At 45.2% G+C, this 16,348-nt stretch carries 18 protein-coding genes and 1 pseudogene; 10 read left to right on the top strand and 9 right to left on the bottom strand.

Going from position 1 to position 16,348, the window contains the following annotated elements:
• A partial coding sequence (locus QUB64_RS28195) for a hypothetical protein (protein WP_333394280.1) occupies nucleotides 1-191 on the bottom strand: 191 nt, incomplete at its 3' end.
• A 55-nt stretch (nucleotides 192-246) separates the two neighbouring features.
• On the opposite strand from QUB64_RS28195, the gene QUB64_RS28190 reads away from it, so the two are divergent.
• The 3 genes from QUB64_RS28190 (at nucleotide 247) to QUB64_RS28180 (ending at nucleotide 1,570) form a co-directional block, all read left to right on the top strand.
• Nucleotides 247-600, top strand: a complete 354-nt coding sequence (locus QUB64_RS28190; RefSeq protein ID WP_293297725.1) for a HesB/IscA family protein — start codon at nucleotides 247-249, stop codon at nucleotides 598-600.
• A gap of 159 nt (nucleotides 601-759) precedes the next feature.
• Complete coding sequence (locus QUB64_RS28185) at nucleotides 760-1,176, top strand: tetratricopeptide repeat protein (RefSeq protein ID WP_333275199.1); 417 nt, start codon at nucleotides 760-762, stop codon at nucleotides 1,174-1,176.
• A gap of 196 nt (nucleotides 1,177-1,372) precedes the next feature.
• A complete protein-coding gene (locus QUB64_RS28180; RefSeq protein WP_293132876.1) occupies nucleotides 1,373-1,570 on the top strand; it encodes a hypothetical protein in 198 nt (65 codons plus the stop codon).
• Between the two features lie 197 nt (nucleotides 1,571-1,767).
• Here QUB64_RS28180 and QUB64_RS28175 read toward each other — a convergent pair whose 3' ends face one another.
• Nucleotides 1,768-1,986: a hypothetical protein gene (locus QUB64_RS28175; RefSeq protein ID WP_333275196.1), complete on the bottom strand. Its 219-nt coding sequence runs from the start codon at nucleotides 1,984-1,986 to the stop codon at nucleotides 1,768-1,770.
• Between the two features lie 24 nt (nucleotides 1,987-2,010).
• Nucleotides 2,011-3,642 carry a DUF3352 domain-containing protein gene (locus tag QUB64_RS28170; protein ID WP_333275193.1) on the bottom strand — a complete coding sequence of 544 codons (1,632 nt, stop codon included), beginning with the start codon at nucleotides 3,640-3,642 and terminating at the stop codon, nucleotides 2,011-2,013.
• 149 nt (nucleotides 3,643-3,791) lie between these two features.
• Between QUB64_RS28170 and thyD the strand changes: the two genes are divergently transcribed.
• Nucleotides 3,792-4,718, top strand: a complete 927-nt coding sequence (gene thyD, locus QUB64_RS28165) for a thylakoid membrane protein ThyD (protein ID WP_333275191.1) — start codon at nucleotides 3,792-3,794, stop codon at nucleotides 4,716-4,718.
• A gap of 136 nt (nucleotides 4,719-4,854) precedes the next feature.
• On the opposite strand, the gene QUB64_RS28160 is transcribed toward thyD, so the two are convergent.
• Nucleotides 4,855-5,394, bottom strand: coding sequence for an REP-associated tyrosine transposase (locus tag QUB64_RS28160; RefSeq protein ID WP_333275188.1), 540 nt, complete (start codon nucleotides 5,392-5,394; stop codon nucleotides 4,855-4,857).
• Between the two features lie 1,965 nt (nucleotides 5,395-7,359).
• On the opposite strand from QUB64_RS28160, the gene QUB64_RS28155 reads away from it, so the two are divergent.
• The 3 genes from QUB64_RS28155 to purU all read left to right on the top strand — a co-directional run bounded on the left by QUB64_RS28155 (nucleotide 7,360) and on the right by purU (nucleotide 9,375).
• The gene (locus QUB64_RS28155; RefSeq protein ID WP_333275186.1) at nucleotides 7,360-8,097 is read left to right on the top strand and encodes a nucleotidyl transferase AbiEii/AbiGii toxin family protein; all 738 of its coding nucleotides are present in this window, start codon (nucleotides 7,360-7,362) and stop codon (nucleotides 8,095-8,097) included.
• A 14-nt stretch (nucleotides 8,098-8,111) separates the two neighbouring features.
• Nucleotides 8,112-8,381, top strand: a complete 270-nt coding sequence (locus QUB64_RS28150; RefSeq protein WP_333275184.1) for a hypothetical protein — start codon at nucleotides 8,112-8,114, stop codon at nucleotides 8,379-8,381.
• 139 nt (nucleotides 8,382-8,520) lie between these two features.
• Complete coding sequence (gene purU, locus QUB64_RS28145) at nucleotides 8,521-9,375, top strand: formyltetrahydrofolate deformylase (protein ID WP_333275181.1); 855 nt, start codon at nucleotides 8,521-8,523, stop codon at nucleotides 9,373-9,375.
• Between the two features lie 235 nt (nucleotides 9,376-9,610).
• Here purU and QUB64_RS28140 read toward each other — a convergent pair whose 3' ends face one another.
• Complete coding sequence (locus QUB64_RS28140; protein WP_333275178.1) at nucleotides 9,611-10,513, bottom strand: hypothetical protein; 903 nt, start codon at nucleotides 10,511-10,513, stop codon at nucleotides 9,611-9,613.
• 329 nt (nucleotides 10,514-10,842) lie between these two features.
• On the opposite strand from QUB64_RS28140, the gene QUB64_RS28135 reads away from it, so the two are divergent.
• From QUB64_RS28135 to QUB64_RS28125, 3 genes are all read left to right on the top strand, one after another.
• Nucleotides 10,843-11,778, top strand: coding sequence for a class I SAM-dependent methyltransferase (locus tag QUB64_RS28135; RefSeq protein WP_333275175.1), 936 nt, complete (start codon nucleotides 10,843-10,845; stop codon nucleotides 11,776-11,778).
• A 408-nt stretch (nucleotides 11,779-12,186) separates the two neighbouring features.
• The gene (locus QUB64_RS28130; RefSeq protein WP_333275172.1) at nucleotides 12,187-12,510 is read left to right on the top strand and encodes a hypothetical protein; all 324 of its coding nucleotides are present in this window, start codon (nucleotides 12,187-12,189) and stop codon (nucleotides 12,508-12,510) included.
• 172 nt (nucleotides 12,511-12,682) lie between these two features.
• Nucleotides 12,683-13,069, top strand: coding sequence for a tautomerase family protein (locus tag QUB64_RS28125; RefSeq protein ID WP_333275169.1), 387 nt, complete (start codon nucleotides 12,683-12,685; stop codon nucleotides 13,067-13,069).
• Nucleotides 13,070-13,128: 59 nt separating this feature from the next.
• Here QUB64_RS28125 and QUB64_RS28120 read toward each other — a convergent pair whose 3' ends face one another.
• The 4 genes and pseudogenes from QUB64_RS28120 to QUB64_RS33085 all read right to left on the bottom strand — a co-directional run.
• Nucleotides 13,129-13,635, bottom strand: a complete 507-nt coding sequence (locus QUB64_RS28120) for a MogA/MoaB family molybdenum cofactor biosynthesis protein (RefSeq protein WP_333275167.1) — start codon at nucleotides 13,633-13,635, stop codon at nucleotides 13,129-13,131.
• Between the two features lie 83 nt (nucleotides 13,636-13,718).
• Nucleotides 13,719-14,054: a photosystem II reaction center protein Psb28 gene (psb28, locus tag QUB64_RS28115; RefSeq protein WP_333275164.1), complete on the bottom strand. Its 336-nt coding sequence runs from the start codon at nucleotides 14,052-14,054 to the stop codon at nucleotides 13,719-13,721.
• Nucleotides 14,055-14,466: 412 nt separating this feature from the next.
• On the bottom strand, nucleotides 14,467-14,979 hold the full coding sequence (locus tag QUB64_RS33090) for an S-layer homology domain-containing protein (protein ID WP_369124813.1): 513 nt from the start codon (nucleotides 14,977-14,979) through the stop codon (nucleotides 14,467-14,469).
• Nucleotides 14,980-15,192: 213 nt separating this feature from the next.
• Nucleotides 15,193-15,959, bottom strand: a pseudogene (locus QUB64_RS33085) (DUF1565 domain-containing protein); the annotation flags it as partial.
• Nucleotides 15,960-16,348 lie beyond the last annotated feature (389 nt).

Below are 16,348 nucleotides of genomic sequence, written 5' to 3'. Positions count from 1 at the left end.
CCTTCGACTTCGCGAGCGGGTAAAATGACCAATGACCACCCTTCGACTTCGCGAGCGGGTAAAATGACCAATGACCAATGACCAATGACCTGTTTGGCCAATGACCTGTTTGGCCAATGACCTGTTTGGCCAATGACCTGTTTGGCCTGTTTGGCCAATGACCAATGACCAATGACTTCTTCCCTGTACAATGGACGAATAAGATTAAACTCTTAGCATTAGACAGTCTCAGGAGTTCGGCAAATTATGACTCAAGCGATTTCCCAACAGCGGGGCATTCAAATGACGGACTCTGCTGTCCGTCAAGTTTTAGCTCTTCGAGAAAAACAAGGTAAAGACCTCTGCTTGCGGGTGGGGGTGCGCCAGGGCGGCTGCTCTGGTATGTCTTACGTGATGGATTTCGCAGACCCCAGCACTGTGAAATCCGACGATGAAGTGTTTGACTACGAAGGTTTTCAGGTAGTTTGCGATCGCAAGAGCATTCTTTATCTCTACGGTTTGGTGCTCGACTTCAGCGATGCCATGATCGGCGGCGGCTTTAAGTTTACCAACCCCAACGCTACTCAAACTTGTGGCTGCGGTAGTTCTTTTTCTGCTTAAATGGGAAAATTGCTTGGGAGTAGGGGCATGGGGCATCGGTAATTGGTCTCCAGCTAATTGCTGAGAATTCACGCACAATAGCGATCGGATTGACTTCCTGTGTCCCGCACCCCATGCTTTCGAGCAATCTAAAATCTCAAATCTCAAATCCAAAATCGAATGACCCCTGAAGAAATGTTTAAAGACGGTTTCGATCGCTACCAAGCTGGCGAAGCCCCTGCTAATCTGATCCCCGTGTTCAAAGAACTGTGCGAGAAATCCCCGAAAAATGGCAATGCCTGGGCTAGCCTCTCGTGGCTCTACCTTTTGGAAAATAAACCCACATCGGCTCAAAAGGCAGCGAAAACCGCCGTTAAATTGAACCCTCACGACCCCCAAGCTCGCATCAACCTAGCAGTCGCGATCCTCGACCTCAAAGAAAAAGGAGTGCGCCCCCACGTTGAAGTCGCTCAGCAACTCCTGATGGCTTCCGAAGAGTTGCTCGACGAAGTTAAAAAAAATTTTGAAGAAGGATTAAGCAGAAAACCGGACTGGAAGAGTCTCGCCCGCGTTAAACAGTGGCTTCTGGAGCCGTAACCGCGCAAACAAGTCGATTTGGTGGCGGGGATCAAGATAATCGGCTTTGCGGTTTATTACGATCTCGTAATAAATCAATAAATAACTTTATGGTAAACTCAGGAAGTCAGTGCTAGTATTTGAAAACTTAGACGATTGACAAACCGGCTCAGCGGTTTTCAGATTTGACTACGATCATACTAGGAGTTGTAACGACATGAGCACTGACAGCCACGTTAACATCAAACCAGCAACCCGCAACCACAAAGGTTTCTTTATTCAGCCCGCTTCTTACAAGTTGATGAGCATTGATAAATCCGGCTGGGCCTTGATTTGCATGGACAAAGCAGTTTGTCATTATGTAGATCCTGATGACTTGCAACTGCCGAATAAGTCGGGAACGTCTGAAGGTTAATCCAGAAGTTTTGAGAGACATTAAAATGCTTTATTTGAGTAGCTGCCCTCCCTGGAGAGGCAGCAACTTTTTTTTTAATGGGTCATTAGTCATTAGTCATTAGTCATTAGTCATTAGTCATTAGTCATTAGTCATTAGTCATTAGTCATTAGTCATCAGTCATTAGTCATTAGTCATTAGTCATCAGTCATTAGTCATCAGTCAAAAGGAAGAAGTTTGGCAACGGGCAATATAGGGGATTTAACGGATGTAACGGATAGAAGTTCGGCAACGAGGAATGTACGGGACTTAACGGATAGAAAAATTCCCAATTCCCAATTCCCAATTACCTGTTTGGCCTGTTTGCCCAATTCCCTGTTTGGCCGATGCCCCATGCCCCATGCCCAATGCTCCATGCCCAATGCCCCATGCCCCATGCCCAATTCCCAATTCCCAATTCCCTAATTGTTAGATTTGAAGGCAAAAAGCATTTCAAGCTGAGCAGTTGTCGGTTCTGTGGAAGCTGTGGCTACGCTGACTCCTCGCAGAGAATTGAGCAATTCAGCGACGGGCGGCGAAACTAAATTGGGCTGTACTGCGAGCAAATAACGGTTGGCCCATGACATGGTTTTTTCCATATCTATATAACAGTAACCTTGGTTCGCCTGCGGTAAAGCAGTGGCGATCGCCTGAAAACTCGGACTGCTGCTTAACGGTTGCGGCGGCGTCGAAGTAATCACATCAACTAAAGGGCCGCCGAAAGCGACAAACACAGAATTTTCATTCAGCCAACCGTGCCCGAACAAAGTTCCTTGCTGGGGTATTTGCCATTCTGTAACCTCTTTCCCCTGTACTTGTCTGGGGGCGACGCTGACTGTGGGATTGCTTTTGGCGATCGCATCGAGTTTTTTCAGGGTTGCTTCCGCTGCGGGGCGATCGCTCGTTTCAAAAATCATCGCCGCCCCCATCCCCAACTGAGACAAAATACCGCGCTCCGAACCGATCGCCCCGATCGCAAATTCCCCATTCATCCACCCAAAAACATCACGATCCGCATCCAAATCCAAGCGTTTAAAACTACTTCTCACCTGCTGAATGCCCCTGTCAACTTCCGGGCTATCTTTTGCCTCTGCTGTCGCCTGCGACCAAAGGCGATCGAGTCCCTTACCGCCGACTAAAGCAATGGTTTCGCCGGGAAATCTGGGCAACAGTTTCGACGGGACTTGCTTTTGTTGCTGCGCAAATTTAGGGTCTAACTGAGCGATGGTTTTTACTCTCAATCCCGAACTGTCCGCTCCAATTCCCGCTACCAAAGACTTGACTTGTTTGAACTGGGAAAGCAGTGTCAAAGGCAATTGGAAATCATCGGGCAAATTAGTTTTTAATTGCTCGATTGCCGCAGGATAGTCACCAATGTAAATAGTTGCGATCGGATTCGCTACGCCAGCACTCTCTGCAAAAAACTTAGTTGTACTCTTCTGGGTGGCGAGGGAGGGCTGTCCTTTAAAAGTGTCGATCGCCAATTCCACAGGCTTTCTCAAAGGAGCCATCACTAATTGGTCGTTCAACAAAGCCACACTGTAGCGCTTGCCGGTTGGCTCTGCAATCTCAGAAATTTTAACTCCTTTGTACTCGGTTTCTTGAGTTGTAGCACCTTGTTGAGATTTTAATTTATTCGCAAAATTCCAAGCGCTAATTTTATTTTTGACGCTGACTACAACCAGCAGCTTAGGAGCCTCGGTTTTCGCCCCAGCATCCGGTGGCAGCAAAGCGACCATCACCCCCCCCAGCCAGGGCTTTAAGTCCTTCTCAAAGTCGATTTGAGTGCCTGCCAAGCTTTGTTCTTGAAAGGCCTTCAAACCCGCACCGACCAACTTTTGAGCGCCTGGGCTGCCAAATTGCTGCAACTCGGACAGGGCTTGGGGATTGGGGGAGATGAAGGCGGCCATTGTTGCTTCGTCGGGTATAACTTTGGCGCTGTCTTGGGGGTTGGATACTTGTTGGCTCAAACCCTGGAAGTAAAGGTAGACCGCGGCGCTACCTGCTGCGACGATGGCGGCAGCAATTAGAAGCTTTGGTTTTTTTGCAGGCATTGTTTTTGATCCTCGCGTCCTTTATCAGTTTAATGAAAATTCACTGGGCTTGTGGGGAGGCGATCGAGCTGGCTATTTATTTTTGTATGATTTAACACAAGTTTGGACGATCGTGTAAACTGCTGTTGATATGAAGTGCGGGAAGAAAGATGAAAGTAGCGATCGCGGGAGCAACGGGATTTGTAGGTACCCGGCTGGTGGAGAAGCTGCAAGCAGCCGGACATCAAGTGATGGTTTTGAGCAGGGATGCGGCCAAGGCTGGGCGAGTTTTTCCGGCTTCGGCTTATCCGAATTTGGAAGTTGTCGCCTACACTCCGGCGGAGTCTGGTGATTGGCTGCATTCGATCGCGGGCTGCGATGCTGTGGTTAATTTAGCTGGGGTGCCGATTGCAGAGGAAAGGTGGACGGAGGCGCGCCAGCAAGCGATTCTCGACAGTCGCAGATTGACGACTGCAAAATTAGTAGAGGCGATCGTCAATGCTAATCCTAAACCATCGGTGTTTGTGAGCGCATCGGCGATCGGCTACTACGGAACCAGCGAAACCGCTGAGTTTGACGAAAACAGCCCTGCGGGAAACGATTTTTTAGCAGCAGTTTGCAAAGACTGGGAAGCAGCAGCCCAACCTGCCAAAAATGCGGGAACCAGGCTAGCAATTTTGCGGCTGGGAATAGTTTTGGGAATGGGAGGCGCGCTGGCAAAAATGCTGCCACCTTTTAAACTATTTGCTGGCGGCCCAATTGGCACAGGAAAACAGTGGTTTTCTTGGATTCATCGCGAGGATGTGGTTGATTTAATTTTGTACGCCTTGCAAAATTCGCAAGTTCAAGGCGTTTTGAATGCGACAGCGCCGAATCCGGTGCGGATGAATGAATTGTGCCAAACTTTAGGGGAAGTTTTAAGTCGGCCTTCTTGGTTGCCGGTGCCAAGTTTTGCTTTAGAATTGCTGTTGGGAGACGGAGCAAAAGTTGTTTTGGAAGGGCAGAAAGTTTTGCCGAAACAAACTTTGGCTAGCGGTTTTCAATATCAGTATCCGACGCTGAAGTTAGCTCTGGAAGAGATTTTGGCTGGTAATTAAATTCCCTCGTTTCCCAGGCTCTGCCTGGAAACGCAGTTCCCGAGGCTCTGCCTCGCTCATATCCCTCGTTCCCAGGCTCTGCCTGGAAACGCAGTTCCCGAGGCTCTGCCTCGCTCCTTCAAATAAATCATCCCACTCAACAATCAATCAAATCAACTACCAACAATCCATCCCGATCCATATAGTTTCGATAACTAGAATATCTCCAACAAGCAGGATCGTCCACATAGCCGCGCCTAACAGGATTATTGTGAATATACTCCAATTTTTGCAACAGCATTTCCTCATTCACAATAGCTTGTGGGTGAAACCCTTCTTGCCATAGCTGGTATTTTTGGTCTTTTTTGTGTAGCTTTTTATAGAATTCGAGTTGATCCAAGATGTTGGTAGCTTTGTTTTTTTCAAGCAGGTCAATGATGGAGCGAGCAGTAAATGATTTAAAAGTTCTCATTTGTGTTGACAAGTCTGAAGAAGTTACGATTAAGTGCAAGTGATTTTCCATCAGCACATAACCGTGTAAAGCCAAACGCTTCTCCCGTTGCATAAAACTTAAGGAATTTAAGACTATTTGTGCTATTTCGGGTTGAGTGAATACAGGAATCCAGTTGATAATTGTAGAAGTGACAAAGTGCGGTTGGTTGTCGGAATATATTACTTTGTATCTGCTTCTTCCCATTGGGGCGATCGAGGGTTTGTGAGATGGTTAAGGTGAGGCGGAGCCTCTGGATCTGCGTTACCAGGCAGATCCTGGGAAACGATGGAAATTATGGAAACAACATAATTATCACATAATCATAATCAGGCTGTCAAGAAAAATAAACTAGCAACAATCCAAATCAACCTTCCCTGTCTTACTTCACTCGCTGGCAATCCGCTGTATTTAAAGCGATCGCAGTTAACTTAATCCCCCATGTGTAGTGTATCTAGCGGAATTTATCCTAAATTTGCATAAAAACAAAATTTTCCCGGATATGTTGTATTAATACTTGTAAACATCACTATAAATAGACTTCTGTTGTAAGTCCTGAGCATTGGGTGCTAAGTGAATAAAAATTTTCATCCGGGCAAGCTATTGCCGGTGAAAGTTTCCGATCTAAATAATTGATATCAAGTCCATGAACATCGGTTGTACAAAAAACTTGACAGGCTGATCGCGCCGTTATGGCCGATCTGCTACCGAACCAAATGGACATGATATAAACCGCTATATCTGCTGCTGTTGGCTAATGAAAAAGTTGTTTCAGCAGAATTAAAACATCTAAATCAATCGGCATTGGATGATTTCACTTATTAGCTTTATGACTTAATTCGTGAGCCTGATATATGCAGATATTGACTCTTTTAACCAGGTTGATGCAACTATAGCAATCACTAAATTTATAACTTTGGAGACAGTACATGACAGGAACACACAAAAACCCAAAAAATCCAGATCCGCAGCAAACAAAAATTCAATTATTAACACTAATTGACAATCTTAGAAACCTCCGACTACGACCTGTGGGGATAGGTGTGATTATACTCTCATCAAGTTTAATTATCCTATAAAAATACAACGATGTAGTTCAGTTCCATGAATCTGTATGTCGTAATAATCCTTCTTCGCCTTGGTGTCCGTCACCGCCCCCCAATCCGCCGGAATGGATAGGAACAAAAATAGAGGATGTGTACATAAAGAAATTGAATAATTATGAAGTTGACACTACTTTAGTTGTGACTGACAAGGAGCCATCTCAAGAAGGGGGAAAAGATATTTCTCTCCTTAGAAATGTCGATCAAAAACTCTAAAAAATCGGTAAAAGTGAAAAAAGAAACTCTGGGCAATATGAAGGTATTCTCAGAAGAGCAAAAAAACATGGGAAACCTGTTTGTCTACAAATTTATGGCAATCGCAAATTTGAAACCAGTGAGTTCAAGAATATCAGTTTTATAGAAGATTTTCCTGAAAGCCAAAAGTACGATAGCCTGACATCTAAAGAACGCGATGACCAATGTATAAATAAACGAAGACCGACAGGTCCACAATCAGGCTCAAATTCAAATTGAATTGAAAAGCTAGGGATCATCTCGGTTTTGATTTTGTAGCAGTGCGGTCTCGTATAGCTCGCTACATATATAGCAATCCTAAATCATTTTCAATAACTGGTTAACTGGTTAAGAGGCTCTTCCTGGGAACCGATGTCCAGAGGCTCTGCCTCGGCTGCGCAAAGGTCGGCAGAGCCTCCGGATCTGCGTTACCAGGCAGATCCTGGTAACGAGTATAATCATTTAGGATTGCTATATAAGCAAGCGAGCTATACGAGATCGGACTCCGAAAAAAAAGCTTTTTACAAAATTGAGATGCTCCCAAAACCTAGTCTGTAGAGTGTATTCGCACAAAGAGTACGATACGAGATCAATCGGCTTTCTTGGTTGCTGGTGTCAAGTTTTGCTTTATAATTGCTGTTGGGAGACGGCGCAAAAGCAGAACCTGCCGACTATAAGTCGGGGATACACAAACTCTCGTGCTAGCAGAGGGGGACTAAAAAACATTTATATTGCCATCTTTATCAGAGTTTTTCTAGGTTCTCTTGTCTTTTCTCTCTTCTCGCTCCTCTGCGCTCTCTGCGCCCTCTGCGGTTAATTAAAAAATCAAAAATTTATGAACAATGAAGAAGTAGCAGCTACCTTAAAAATTCCCGCACATCTCCCATTTCTTGAGGCTATCTGTTGGCAAATTTCTGATGTCAAACTTTTGACTATCAAAGAAATGCTATGCCGCTACGAATCTGGCTGGAATTATTGGGGGATTTTGGGAAAACCTAGCTCGGAGGAATTGTTTTTTATTCAACTAATTAGCGAATTATATCAGTCTTGGTTGGTAACGGAACTTGACAGCATTTGTCCCTCGCCAGAAACTCCCAAAAATAACGTGATTTATCGATCGACCTTTAAGCACGAATTCCATCAAAAAATCTTAACTGTACTCAGCCATTTAAACGTCGAATTTCTACAGGAATGTCGGGCTTACTTTGGTCGCCCAAGCTTGGTAAGTATGCAGCAGGGAGAATATCGGTTGAGCAAGGATATTGACTTTATGTGTCCGATGGATGGCGGCTACCGTCTCCTGCGCCGAAAAGTGGCAGAAGCAGGCTATGATGCGATTTTTGCTGGGCGCAGCGGCCTTTTCTTACCACAGGACATTCAAACCAACCAATACGGGATCAGATTTCCGGTGATTGTGGATGGGACAACGATTAAGTTTGAGATGGTTTGTGAAGGGCGAATTGAGTTCGGTGAACCGAGTTATCTCAATTGGTCGCCTGTTCCTTGTTTGAATTTAGTCGATATTTTTGCCGAAAAGTTGTTGGCTAATGCCGATCGGCGGGCGATCGGGTAAATTCGAGAGATTTGATGGATTTGGCAATGCTGAGGTTGGCGAGTGCTATTCCCCAAGAGGCGATCGACAAAGCTGAAGCTGCTTATCAAGTGATGCCACCGCTAGAGCGATCGATTCAGTATTTTCAAGAACATCCCGAATATCGGGAAAAGTGTTATGAGATTTTGAGTATCGCACAACCAAATCAAGTTATTGACGGTATCGATTTACTAGCTCAAAATTTAGGGAAGGAGTTAACAGTCAGGAGTTTTAGCGAAGATATGCAGGATTTTGACTCGATCTAGTCCTGGACGTATAAAATGGGTGTGATGATTTTGAAAACAGGGTTTCTTTGTTTTAACTAATGATTTACCATTGCAATATCAGGATGAGCCTGATATAATCAAGTGAAGATTCAACAATTAACACCCTTGCCATTATATCATGACTAGCCCTACTGCAACCCTTTTAATTTCCTGTCCCGATCGCAAAGGGCTTGTCGCCTTACTTGCTAATTTTATCGCCTCCCATAATGGCAATATTATCCACGCGGATCACCATACTGATTTTACCGCAGGATTATTTTTAAGTCGTCTGGAATGGCAATTAGACGGTTTTGACTTAAGCATCGAAGAAATGACAGATGCTTTTAGTGAACTTGCCAAGGATTTACAAGCAAATTGGCAATTACATTTTTCCCATAATATTCGACGGATCGCGATTTGGGTAAGTCGTCAAGATCATTGTTTATTAGACTTGATTTGGCGAGAACGCTCTAAAGAAATTAATGGTGAAATTCTCTTAATTATGAGTAACCATGAAAAGTTAAAGCCCATTGCCGAACAGTATGGTATCGATTTTGAATATATTCCCATTAACAAAGAGAATAAGGCTATTCAAGAAGCACAACAGTTAGATACTCTCAAAAAATACAACATTGATTTAGTGGTTTTGGCGAAATATATGCAAATATTGAGTCAAGATTTCATGATGAAGTTTCCCACGGTGATTAATATTCACCATTCATTTTTGCCCGCGTTTGTGGGTGCTAATCCCTACGAAAGGGCTTATGAAAGAGGGGTAAAAATTATTGGTGCAACTGCCCATTATGTGACACCTGATTTAGATGCTGGGCCGATTATTGAGCAAGATGTGGTGCGTGTGAGTCACCGCGATGAAGTGTCTGATTTGGTTCGCAAAGGTAAGGATTTAGAACGGATTGTTTTGGCAAGGGCGGTGCGATATCATTTACAAAATCGTGTTTTAGTTTATGGCAATCGTACTGTTGTTTTTGCTTGATTTTTTGACTTGATTCGCGATCGCCTTTCTCGGTTTATTTCACAGATAACATTTGTTTTCAGACGAGGAAACTCGCCTTGAGACTAAAGAAACCGGGTTTTTTAGCTAATTGGCGGGCTGTAACGCATAATTTTCGTAAAAAACCCGGTTTCTCGCTACCGTGTGTCTAGGAGTATCATCTGGAAAGATGCGAGGTGCGTGAAATAGCTCCTCGCATTGGATTTATCTCAGGAGGTTACATCCGGGCGAATAATGTTTCGGCGTAAGCGCGATCGATCAATTGGCGAGCAACTGTCTGAATTCCGGTATGCTCGTAATAATTGGTAGTCATGTCCAAAAACGCGGCGACATAATCCAATTTGTCATCGGTAACATCAACGTATTGCTTGAGATTCCCTAAAACTGTCGCGGGAGTTAAGCCGCGAGATACCACTAAATTGTTCATCCAACCTTGCGCTGAGGCGAAGGTTGTTGTCACGAATCCGAATTTTTGTGCATTATTTGCGCCGGGAATTAGGTTGCTGATGTTTTGGAAGGTTGAGTTTTGCTGCAAGGTTCCAGGATTTAAGCCGCTTAGGGTTTTTTGCGCTACTTTGATGAAGTCCGGGCCGAGGGGAATTAAGCCGTCAGCGCATACTAATGCAGCCATCCGCATTAGAGATTCACTTTTGTATTCTGATAAGTAATTTGTAAAGCTTCCCACGTTGTCAAGGGAGATTTTGTTGAGTTTGCAGAAGACTATGAGTTCGATCGCCACTTTGACGCATAAGTCGATCGTTTGAGTGGTGTCAGCCTTGGGAGTCAGGCGGCTCATAAACGAGAGAAAGCCGATTTTTTCGCCGATTTTATTCGCCATAGCCGTCGCGCCTAAGGCACTGTCAGCGCTGTCTGCAAGCTGGTAAAGCCTGACTGCGCCTTGATAGGGCTCGTTGGAGTTGGCGTAAAGCTCGATCGCCCTGGCGCGAATTTTTTGCACTAAAGCGCGATCGGTTTCCCCTGTGAGCGATCGAATAGTATTATCAAAACCAGATAGATTATTCCACTCCCCCGGAACCACAAAATCCAGGGATTTGAGCATCATCACAGTAATCCCAGAATCCGGCAAATTGTCAACCAATTCCACAATTGACTTGCTCACAACAAACTCCTAAATAGCCATATTTGATAGTGTTCTTCCAAATACTCCAACTTCAGTAAATCCGATTCCAGATTTCTCGGCAATCTCATCTGAGAGCTAATGCTCATTGTCAGATTGGTTCGTAGTGAGGACTTTAGTCCGCATCAAAGAAAGGACTAAAGTCCTCACTACGAACCTTGGACAGATTGGTTCGTAGTGAGGACTTTAGTCCGCATCAAAGAAAGGACTAAAGTCCTCACTACGAACCTTGTAAAGTTTGATTGTCTCAAGTCACTCAAAATGACCGAGACGTGTTAAAATTGATGGCGCTAAATCGAAAACAATAAAATATGACTGTTGCAGTTAACAAAACTCCGGGATTAGCATCGCGTTTAGTAAATGGCGTACTCTCCATTAAACCTTTGGCCGCTCTAGCCAAGCACCAAGCGCGGGAAATGATGATAAACAGAGCCGAAAAAATCGGAGTGCATTGGCGAGAAGAAGCGCAAACACTTTTGTCCCGAAATTGGGATGCAGAATTGCTCAGCGTAGAAAATCCCGATTTGGTTTACCCGAAATATTATCTAACTTCATTCCACGCTTACGAAAAAGGTAATATGAGTTGGGAAGCTGCCACAGAAGTTGAAGTTGCAGCCCGTGCAGTTCATGCGGGAATTTGGCCAGAAGCGGGTGCAGAAGGCGATGCTAAACTCCGCGCCAGCTATCACGAAATCGTCAAAGCTCAAATTTCTTCTTCGCCGCAAGATATTGTGGATTTGGGATGCAGTGTGGGAATGAGTACCTTTGCGCTTGGGGATGTTTACCCGGAAGCAAAGATGACTGGGGTGGATTTGTCGCCTTATTTTTTGTCCGTTGCTCAATACCGTTCTCAACAGCGAGAAGCGGAATTTTCTCATCAAAAATCTCCGACTTGGGTGCACGCTGCTGCTGAATCTACTGGTTTACCTGCTGCTTCTTTTGATTTAGTATCTATTTGCCTAGTTTGTCACGAACTGCCACAAAAAGCAAGTAAGGAAGTATTTCGGGAAGCGAGGCGTTTGCTGCGTGCTGGCGGACATTTGACAATTATGGATATGAATCCTCAGTCGGAAGTTTATGCCAAAATGCCTCCTTATATTTTGACTTTGCTCAAGAGTACGGAGCCTTATTTGGATCAGTATTTTGGGTTGGATATTGAGCAGGCTTTGGTTGATGCTGGTTTGAGAATGCCGACTATTAGTCGCAATACAGTTCGACACCGGACTATTGTTGCTGAGGCGATATAGCGGTTTTTAGGTGACTGAAGATGCTGGGGTAGGACACGGCGCCGTGCCCAGTGTCAACTTAACGTCAAACCTAGTTACAGACTGCTGTTTGATGATTAGGATCGGATCCCCCTCGCACCCCCCGACCTAAGGGGTGGGACAATATTCTGCTCAAAGTCCCCTTTCGATCGGGGGATGCGAGGGGGATCGGGCCTCGGATCAAAGCGAGATTTTTCAACGGTTTCAGGCTTCTGTTGACACTGGGCCGTGTCGTGTCCCTACTATAAATAGTAAAGCTTGATGTGTAAAAACTGTTTGCAGTCAATGGCGATCAAAAGCTGGATTCGATCGCAAATGTGGTAAAATTAATAGTTAGACATCAGTCTTCGCTAGAGCATTTTGATTGAATCCTAAATCAAGGACATCATTATGAACCCGACAGCCCCGCCTCAAAAGGTCATTGATTGTTTGGAGGCGATCTTGGATGCCACTGCATCGAAAAATTACGAGTTGTTTACCACGGTGGGCGATGCAGGCTACAAAGCCGGCATTACACAAGAAATGTTTGATAATGTTAGCGATGAACTCGGTTTGCGCCTGCAAAACGGATATTCAATTAGTTATTTTGGTGAGTTGACACAAGATGGTTTTCAGGTTTATTTGTGGAAGCTGAGTTTTGTAGATGGTGGAGATGAATTTGTGGCGCGCATGACGATGAATGGAGAGCAAGTTGCTGGGATTTTCATCGCATGATGTCAGATCAAGGTTTGTAGTGAGGACTTCAGTCCTTATAAAACATAAAACTATGAGGACTGAAGTCCTTACTACAAACTTATTAGCACCGTAAAGTAAAATTTATGTGAAATCGACAACTTAACGCGAGACAAATAGGTTTTAATAGAGAGTTGTTGTCATACATAGAATTATGGTACAGGTTAAAATCTCCGGCTTGAGAGAGCATCTCGATCCCATTAAGCCCCAACTCTCTGATGTAATTAATTCCTGTGTGATAGATGCACTCCAGTATCCACCCGATAAACGTTCGCACCGATTCTTTCTGTTCGACAGCTCTGATTTCTTTTACCCTATGGGGCGGACAGAACGTTACACTATTATTGAGGTGAGCATGATTGACGGACGCACTGTCGAGATGAAAAAGCAGTTGATTCGTTTATTGTTTGAGCGATTACAGCCATTGGGAATTTCCACACAGGATTTAGAAATCACGATTTTTGAGAATCCCAAGCATAATTGGGGTTTTCGAGGTTTGCCGGGTGATGAACATCAACTCAACTATAAAATCGAGGTGTAGCCGATCGATCTTAAATTACCACAAGGAGGTCGATCGACTAAAAGAGCGATCGATCGCCCTTAACCTCCCCGCAACTGCTTGACCAAGTGAACTAACTCTGGTAAAATTAGCTTTTCCACAGCTAGTTTCACACCATTGCTAGAGCCGGGAAGAGAAAAGACTAACTTGCCTTGATAAACGCCTGCAACGGCGCGAGATGCGATCGCCCTCGAACCAATTTCTTGATAGCTCAAATACCGAAATATCTCCCCAAATCCCGGTAAAACCCTGTCGAGCAAACTCTCCATCACATCGTAAGTAGTATCTCGTGGAGAAATACCCGTCCCGCCACTCAAAACGATCGCATCCACATCTTCGCGCTGGGAAAGCGCCTGCATTTGCAATACAATTTTTACCGCATCATCTTTAACAACAGTGTAAGCTACCACAGAGTGGCCGGCATCTTTTAGCAACTTTTTCGTTAACAAACCGCTATTGTCTGTGTCAGCAGAGCGCGTATCGCTAACAGTAATGATAGCGCAATTGACGGTTATTTTAGATAAGTCGGGGTGAGGAATTTGCGTCATGGTTTCTTGTCGTAAGTAATCGGCAACCAGCAACCGGCGATCGGCCAATTACCAATTACCAACTACCAATTACCAACTATCTATTATGCCTTGCTAAATCCTAAGCCGTTTGTTTCCGAGTAGCGTTCCATGAAACGCATAAAGCGTTCCCAGTCAGCGGCACTTTTCATCAGATAAAGAGCTTCCAAACCCGCAGGTTGACCGTTGATGAATTTAGCCTTAACTTCGCGAGTCAGAAGTTCGCCTTCTTCGTCGATCATGTACATTCCAGTAATGTCTTGGGTACTATCGTTGCTGAGAGATTTCGGATTTTCAAAGATAAACGTCGCAGTCCCTTGAGCTCCGCTTTTAGAACGGGTGAGGCGGACTTCGGGTACAGTATCTTCGTCTATACCCCGGGAGAATTGAATTTTAGCCATAATTTGAGAGTCGAACCTTAAAGATTGCTGAATTTCTTAATATTTTAATCATAAAGCGATTTGGACACTCGGAAGTCAAGACTTGGGGAGAGGGGAAATTGGGGAGAGATGGTTCGAGGGGGAGATTGGGGAGGTTGGGAGAGAGGGAGAGGGGGAGAGGGGGGAGATTGGGGAGATTGGGAGAGAGGGAGATTGGTTCGAGGGGGAGAGCTGACAGGTGTAGGTTTTTGGCATGGTAAAATACTGCAAACAAGCTACTGTGCAATGGTTTTAGGCTTCGAGCTGGCGAATTTTTTAAACTCTTATGGGATAATGCTTTTACGAAAAAACCTACACCCGTCAGCCTCCCCCTCGAACCCTCTCCCTCTCCTCCCCCTCTCCCCGAATCCCTCTTCTCCCCTTCCCAATTCGCTTAGACGATGTAGGGAGAGTTAATTGGCTCTGCGCGGTTTGTGGCTACCAGAGTTTGGTAGACGAGGGCGGATATCTCGCCACGGGTGATGTCGCGGGCGGGGGAAAGCTTGTCGCGTGCGGGATAGTTGACCGCGATTTTGCGCTCTGTGGCGGTGGCTATCGAGTCGGTGGAAAAACTGGGAATCAAAGCTCGATCGGCATAAACGCTCAAAGAATTAGGATTGCCGCCCGTAAACTGCAAGCCGTTTACCAATGATACGATCGCCTGAGCTCTAGTCAAATTCTGTTCCGGGCGAAACCTGCTGTCGGGATATCCAACCAAAAACCCAGCTCGATTCGCTTTGACGATCGCACTTTGGGCCCAAAAATCCGCCGCCACATCCTTAAAAACCGTTGCTTCACGGCGCGGCGCCAACTCAAACGCCTTCGCCAGCAAAGCCGCATACTGATCCCTAGTTAAACTCTCATCAGGTTTAAAAGTGCCGTCGGGAAACCCGTTAATAATATTCATTTTAGCTAGGCGATCGATAAAATCCTTAGCCCAGTGAGTGCTGATATCGCTAAACTTTACACCTCCAGGTGTCGGAGTTGGAGTTGGAGTTGGAGTTGGTGTCGGAGTCGGAGTTGGCGTCACATTTCCCAACTCAAATAAACCTTTTACCCGCGAAGGATTGAGCTGATTTCCCAGGGAAAAAATCTTAGTCGCAGTAGCATTTTGCAAATCAAATTCGCCATTGTTGGCAAAAATATTGCCCCCTAAATCTTGAGCCGTACCAAGATCTGGCAGAGATTTTTCCACCGCAGTCAAACCATCTTCGGTATTTTTTTCAATGCGATTCTTCCGCACAACTGGCTTATAGTTCCCCGTTAAAACGATACCGGAGCGATTGGCGACAATTTGGTTATCAACAATCAAAGGAGCCGATTGAGCTTGCAGAGAAATGCCGAAACCGGTATTTTGAAAAACATTGCGCCGCATTACCCCTTTAGCAGTTCCCGCCGCAATTACGCCAGCCTCCGAGTTTTCTACAAATATGTTGTCGAGAATCGCAGGATTAGCAGTACCTGTGGCAAAAACACCTTCGCGCTTACAAAGCGTAAAAGTGCAGTTAGCCACAGTGGGAGAAGTTGACTCAATCCAGACTCCGGTGCCGCGAATATCTAGATTGGTGACAGTTACTCCCCGCAATTCGGCATCAGTTGCTAGCAGTAGAGTGACATTTTGACTCGCAGCGGTGGGACTGACAAATTTGCCGCTTCCTTGAATCAGAGTACCGCTTCCTTTGTTGGCTTCATTACCGATAACTTTGACTCGGAAATTTCTAAGGGGAATTGTTCGCCGCTGGCTGCGCTGTAAGTTCCCGGTGCTAGCTGAATAACAGTTCCCGATGCAGCGAAGTTGATAGCGCGGGCGATCGTTTTGAAGGGAGCCGATTGGCTGCCGGCTGCTGCATCGCTGCCTGTTTGCGGGTTTACGTAAAGTGTTGCCATGTTTTTGCTGTATGGATAATTTGCGATTCCCTTCGGGATAGCTTCGCTCGGGCGTGCTTTTGTGCACTTTTTATTCTCTACTAACGCGATCCAGGAGCTATATTTACCTTTGATTTTGGAGATGATTTAATGGCACGATATCCGTAACATCACTCCTCAGGAGCGTCAACCCGCAGGGTGATTGCCCCTACACAATAGTCCGATTACTTACTTAAACTGTAGGGTGTGTCGCCATCAATATTTTCAAATAGTGCCGACAAATCCTTTCTGCGATGCACCTTAAACTGTGTGGTGCGTCGCCCTCAATATTTTCAAATAGTGGCAAAACTTCTCAAAGCGACACACCCTACAATCAGAAGTTGGCTCGAATTAATTACATAAAATCTCAC

It is taken from the genome of Microcoleus sp. Aus8_D2 (assembly GCF_036702665.1).
In the GTDB taxonomy this organism is placed as follows: Bacteria; Cyanobacteriota; Cyanobacteriia; order Cyanobacteriales; family Microcoleaceae; genus Microcoleus.
Note: the sequence above shows the minus strand (reverse complement) of the source record. Positions and strands in the feature narration are given on the sequence as shown.